We start from the raw sequence: 5365 nt of genomic DNA on the forward strand, positions 1-5365 counted from the left end.
GCACTGATCATCAAGCGGATATTGCTCGAAACTCGGAATCTGACGACAAAGGATATTACCGAGATGATCGACGAGGTGCTGCTTCCCCTCCTCGTGACAAAAGCCTGACCAGGAGAGGCCGGAAGGTGGCGCGATGACCAGCAACAACCGGTTCGATGTCGTGATTGTCGGCGGTGGGTCCGCCGGTGCTGTCCTGGCGGCGAGGTTGTCGGAGGATCTGAGTCGTACCGTCCTGCTGCTCGAGGCCGGGCCGGCGTACGGACTCGGCGAGTATCCCGATGTCTTGGTCGATGCGGAACGGCTTGGCGGTGACGAGGAGCATGACTGGGGTTTCGTGGCCCGACTGGGGCAGGCAGGGGCACTCGACCGCGAGATTCTCGCGCCCCGGGGCAAGGTCCTGGGCGGCAGCTCGGCCATCAACATGGGGGTGGCTTTGCGGGCGCGGCCCAGCGACTTCGCCGCCTGGGCCGCACGCGGCGTGTCGGGCTGGTCGTGGGTCGATGTGCTGGAGACGTTCCGGGGTCTGGAGAACACCGATGATGGGGACGACCGGTTGCACGGCCGGTCCGGGCCGTTCCCGATCCGCCAGCGGAGCTATGGCGAGCTCACCCCGTCCGTTCGGGCGTTCATCGACGCGGCGGAGCAGCAGGGTTACCGCCGTATCGATGACCCGAACGGCGACCGGCAGGACGGTGTGGCGACGGTCCCGCTCAACGTTGTCGCGGGAGTCCGTCACAACACGGGGATCGCCTACCTGACCGAGGATGTGCGCCGTCGCCCCAACCTGACCATCCATGGCCGGACCGAGGTCGACCGGGTCCTGTTCAGCGGACTGAACGCCACTGGTGTCCGCACGGCCGATGGGCTCGTGTACCAGGGCGGGCAGGTCATCTTGTCGGCGAGCTCCTACGGCAGCGCGTCCATTCTGCTTCGGTCCGGGATCGGCCCCGCGCGCGACCTGGCCGACCTGGCAATCGAGGTCGTGGCCGACCTCCCGGTCGGGCAACGCCTCCAGGACCAGCCCATCTACACCAGCGTCTACTCCCTCGTGGCTGAGGCGGACTCGATGTCTCCGCCCGCCGGCGCGGTCCTGCGGACGGCCTCCAGTCAGGCCGCTCGTGGGGAGCTCGACTTGTTGGTCGCGGCCGCGCATCCTCCGGCGGCCAGCTCGGCCGGCGCGGCGGTCGCGCTGGCTGTCTCCCTGGTACGGCCCGAGTCGCGCGGTACGTTGCGGCTGCGCAGCGCTGATCCGAGGGACCGGCCCGTCATCGAGAACAACCTGCTGGGCACGGCGCGCGACCGTAGCCGGATGTTGGAAGGCCTCAAGCTCAGCCGCGAGATTGGCCGGGCCAAGGCCTTCGCCGCGGTCACCGGCGGCGAGCTGGTGCCTGGCGATCAGATCCGGGACGACGCGGAGCTGCAGCGCGTCATCGAGGAGCAGGTCGGCTGCTTTCAACACGCTACGTCCACCGCTCCGATGGGCGGGGACAGTGACGAATGGGCGGTGGTCGACGGCGACGGCGCTGTCCGCGGCGTCGGCAACCTGCGGGTGATCGACGCCTCGATCATCCCCGAAGTGCCCTCCGTCCCGACGAATCTGACCACGATCATGGTGGCCGAGCACATCTACCGGAACACGCTCGCTCGCTGATCCCGTCGGGCGCCGGCCTCGGCCGGGCCGGACCAGTCATAGCTTGACGGATGACTAACCTTCTAGCATGTTAGTGACGACGGAGCCTGGGGCTCTCGCGCAAAGGAGATGTTGACGCATGGCATCAGCAACGCGGCTGACTGACCGGCGGGTCGCCATCGTGGCCGGCGGTTCGACAGGAATCGGGGCGTCGGTCTCGCGGCGACTGGATCAGGAGGGCTACCAGGTCGTCGTCGTCAGCTCGAAGAGCATCGACGAGGGCAACGCGGTGGCGGCGGAGCTCGACGGTGGCTCCTTCATCCAGGCCGACCTCGCTGAACCGGGCGCTCCGGCCGAGGTGGTGGCGAGGGTCGAGGCCGAGCACGGCCGCCTCGACGCGGTCGTATACGCCGCGGGTAAGACGGCGCGGATCCCGCACCCGGACATCCACGCCGTCACCGACGACGTCTGGGCGGGCATCCTGCGCCTCAACGTGCTCGGGCCGTGGCATTTCGTGCAAGCCGCCGAGCCGTTGCTGCGCAAGAGCGGGAACGCCAACATCGTTGTGGTCGGCGCGCTGGCCGGCGTCGACGTCGGTGGCAGCAGCATTCCCTACGCGGTCAGCAAGGCCGCGGTGCACCACATGTGCAAGCTCCTCGGTGGCGCGCTCGGGCCGGAGATCCGGGTCAACGCGGTGGCCCCGGGTTTCATCGAGACCCGATGGACGCGGGACTGGGTCGCGTTCCGCGATCAGATCGCGGAGAAGGCACCGCTGCGCCGGACCGGCCTTCCGGAGGAGATCGCCGAGCTGGTCGTCGGCCTGATGCGCTCGACGTACGTGACCGGCCAGGTCGTGGTCGCCGACGGCGGCCTTTCCCTGCTCCCTTAGGGCGTGGCTGGTGGAATCTCCAGCCGGCTGCGCGGCGCCCAGATGCCGCCTCGCGGCGTTGTCGTCGCCGCCGATCCAACCCCGGGATCGGCGACTCCTCCGCCTTGCGAGCCGACATCTGGATCACCGCTCGCTCGGCATAGATCCACCAGACACGCCCTAACCCACCCGCCACCGCAGGAGTACGCAGCCATGCCCGAGAACATCCCGCTGTCCGAAGAGCGGATCGAAGTCGCGGCGTCGGTACAGCAGTTTCGTCGCCTCGTCACCGGTCTCGACGAGCAGGGGCGCTCGACCATCGTGTCGGACGAGTTGTGCCGGCACGTCCAGGTCATCGCCGACACACCCACCTTCGCCATGACCGACTTCTGGCGCCACGAGCAGGTCCCGGTCGACAACGCCGGTCCCGCCGACGACGGGCTCGGCGGCTCGGCCGTGATCTCCCCGCCGAGCGCCGGATCGGTGTTCCGCATCGTCGAGTTCCCCCCGGACAGCCAGTGGGACGACGGCGGGGGAGTGCGCTCCCGGATGTTCCACAGCACGGCGTCGCTCGACTACGCAATCGTGCTGCGCGGCTCCATCTGGTCGGTCATGGACGCCGATGAGCGCGAGATGGCGGCCGGTGACGTGCTGATCCAACGGGGGACCAACCACTTCTGGTCCAACCGCTCCGAGCAACCGTGTCTCGTCGCCTTCGTACTGATCAGCGGCACCGTCAGCGGCACCGCCTGACCGCGTCCGGCCGGAAAGGAACCACGATGGCCACCGTCGTCGGCTGCATGAACCTCTCCCACTCGCCGTTCTGGAACATAACGCCGGCCCGCACACCCGACGCGCCCGGCGGGCTGTTCAGTGCATCGGTCGAACGACTCCGCGAGGCCGCCGCCGAGCTCGCGCCCGACGCCGTCGTGGTGTTCGGACCGGACCATGCGCGCAACTTGTTCTACGACTGCATGCCGCCCTTCTGCATCGGGGTCGAGCGGGTCAGCGGGGTGGGCGACTACGGGACGCCGAGCGGGGAGCTTCCGCTGGCCGCCCCGCTCGCGCGGGAGATCTTCGAGGGCGTCACGGATCAGGGCTTCGACCCGGCGGTTTCGCTCGACCTGGGCATCGATCACGGCCTGGCGCAGGTCTATTCGAAGCTGTTCCCCGCGCTCGACGTGCCGCTGGTCCCGGTCATCGTCAACTCCGGTTGTCCGCCGTTGCCGAGCTTCCGGCGGTGCTTCGACTTCGGGCACGCGGTCGGTCGAGCGGTCGAGGGCGCGGCCGGCTCCGCGCGGGTGCTGGTCATCGGGTCCGGTGGGTTGTCGCACTGGCCCACTTCCATCTCGGCGGAGGACCCCGAGATCGCGCCCGAGTGGCGGGAGTTCCTGATCCATGGCCGTCCCCGGATGGTCGAGGTCGAACCGAGCAGGCAGGAGCGCGCCATACAGCTCGCCGAGGGCGAGTCGACCGGCCAGGTCAACGCCGACTGGGACCGGACGCTACTGAGACGCATCGAACGTGACCCGGGAGTGCTCGGACGGCTGGACGAGGAGGACGTGGCGGGTGCCGCCGGCCCCGGGGCCATGGAGGTGCGCACCTGGGCGGCGGCGACGGCGGCCTGGGGCGGCCCGCTGACCTGGATGGTTTACGAGCCCGTGCCCGCCTGGATCACCGGCATGGGCGTGGCCTCCAGCATCGCGCCGGCCGACCGCGAGGCCGCTGGCCTCATGTCTCGGTGGTCGACGTGATGTTGCCCAGGACGTGGTCCTCCATGGTCCTGCGGGCCAGCTCGCCGTCGCGGGCGTGCAGGGCGCGCCGGATGTTCTCATGGTCGTGGTGCCGGCTGGCGACGCTGTGCAACGGATAGGCCAGCTCGGCGGTGTTGATCAGGAAGTCGCTACGGTCCCACATCCGCTGGCTCAGGTCCGCGATGATGGCGGAGTCCGCCATTGCGTGGATCTGGGCGTGGAACTCGCGGTTGCGGATCCGGTAGGCATGCGCCCGCTCAGCCGGGTCCTCCTCGTCCACGAGTACGCCGATCCGGGCCGAGATCTCGTCGAGCGCGCGAAGATCCGAGTCCGTCCGCCGGCTCGCCGCGAGCTCGGCGACCGCGCCCTCCATGCTTGCGAACAGGGCGAAGAAGTCCCTGACCTCCTGGGCATCGTAGGTGGCCACTCGACAGCCGACCTGCGGAATGATGGTGACCAGCCCGTCCGCGGACAGTAGGCGCAGCGCCTCCATGACGGGTTGTTTGCTGACCTCCAACTCGCGGCTCAGCTCCTCAACCGACAGCTTCTGGCCAGCTGTGTACACACCGTCCAGCAACCGGTCCTTGATCTCCTGGTGTGCCAGCTCACCGAGGCGCATTGTGCTGCGCGCGCGTCGCCTGCTGTGCCCCACAGGCAGATCACCGGTACGTCCTTCTGAAACCACCGGGGAAATGTATCCCGACGTGGCCCGCAATCGAGGGTTAGGCAACTGGTCTCCTCTCTTGCGCGTCGTCCCTAAGCCACTTAATGTGCTAGTAGCAGGCTAGCATGCCAGCGTGAGGGATAGATCATGACTGTGCGGTCTGGAGTGCAGTATCTGGAGCGGTTGCAGAAGACGCCGCGAGAGGTGTGGCTGCGGGGCGAGCGAGTGGAGGACGTGACCGCTCATCCCGCGTTCCGAGCCCCGATCCAGCAGATCGCCCGGCTCTACGACATGCAACACGACCCCGCCTACGCCGACGTGTTGACCCGACCCGGGCCGAACGGGCCGGTCGGGACGTCGTTCGTGGCACCGACGTCCTACGACGACCTGGTCGGGCGCCGCGAGGCGTTCCGGGTGTGGTCGGAGGCGACGCTGGGGTTGATGGGTCG

At 68.6% G+C, this 5365-nt stretch carries 6 protein-coding genes; 5 read left to right on the forward strand and 1 reads right to left on the reverse strand.

The features are described 5' to 3' along the window. The first annotated feature begins 133 nt into the window (after nt 1–133). The 4 genes from VGH85_04035 (at nt 134) to VGH85_04050 (ending at nt 4252) form a co-directional block, all read left to right on the forward strand. Nucleotides 134–1651 (forward strand): GMC oxidoreductase, encoded by a 1518-nt coding sequence (locus VGH85_04035; GenBank protein ID HEY2172962.1) that lies wholly within the window; start codon nt 134–136, stop codon nt 1649–1651. Nucleotides 1652–1769: 118 nt separating this feature from the next. After that, the gene (locus tag VGH85_04040; GenBank protein ID HEY2172963.1) at nt 1770–2519 is read left to right on the forward strand and encodes an SDR family oxidoreductase; all 750 of its coding nucleotides are present in this window, start codon (nt 1770–1772) and stop codon (nt 2517–2519) included. Between the two features lie 192 nt (nt 2520–2711). Continuing rightward, nucleotides 2712–3251: a cupin domain-containing protein gene (locus VGH85_04045; GenBank protein HEY2172964.1), complete on the forward strand. Its 540-nt coding sequence runs from the start codon at nt 2712–2714 to the stop codon at nt 3249–3251. 26 nt (nt 3252–3277) lie between these two features. Continuing rightward, nucleotides 3278–4252, forward strand: coding sequence for a hypothetical protein (locus VGH85_04050; GenBank protein HEY2172965.1), 975 nt, complete (start codon nt 3278–3280; stop codon nt 4250–4252). On the opposite strand, the gene VGH85_04055 is transcribed toward VGH85_04050, so the two are convergent. Beyond that, nucleotides 4230–4937, reverse strand: a complete 708-nt coding sequence (locus VGH85_04055) for a GntR family transcriptional regulator (GenBank protein HEY2172966.1) — start codon at nt 4935–4937, stop codon at nt 4230–4232. The two genes, VGH85_04050 and VGH85_04055, sit on opposite strands and share 23 nt — an antisense overlap. 126 nt (nt 4938–5063) lie before the next feature. Between VGH85_04055 and VGH85_04060 the strand changes: the two genes are divergently transcribed. After that, nucleotides 5064–5365 (forward strand): 4-hydroxyphenylacetate 3-hydroxylase N-terminal domain-containing protein (locus VGH85_04060; GenBank protein ID HEY2172967.1); only part of this gene is annotated, 302 nt, incomplete at its 3' end.

This window comes from Mycobacteriales bacterium (genome assembly GCA_036497565.1).
In the GTDB taxonomy this organism is placed as follows: domain Bacteria; phylum Actinomycetota; class Actinomycetes; order Mycobacteriales; family QHCD01; genus DASXJE01.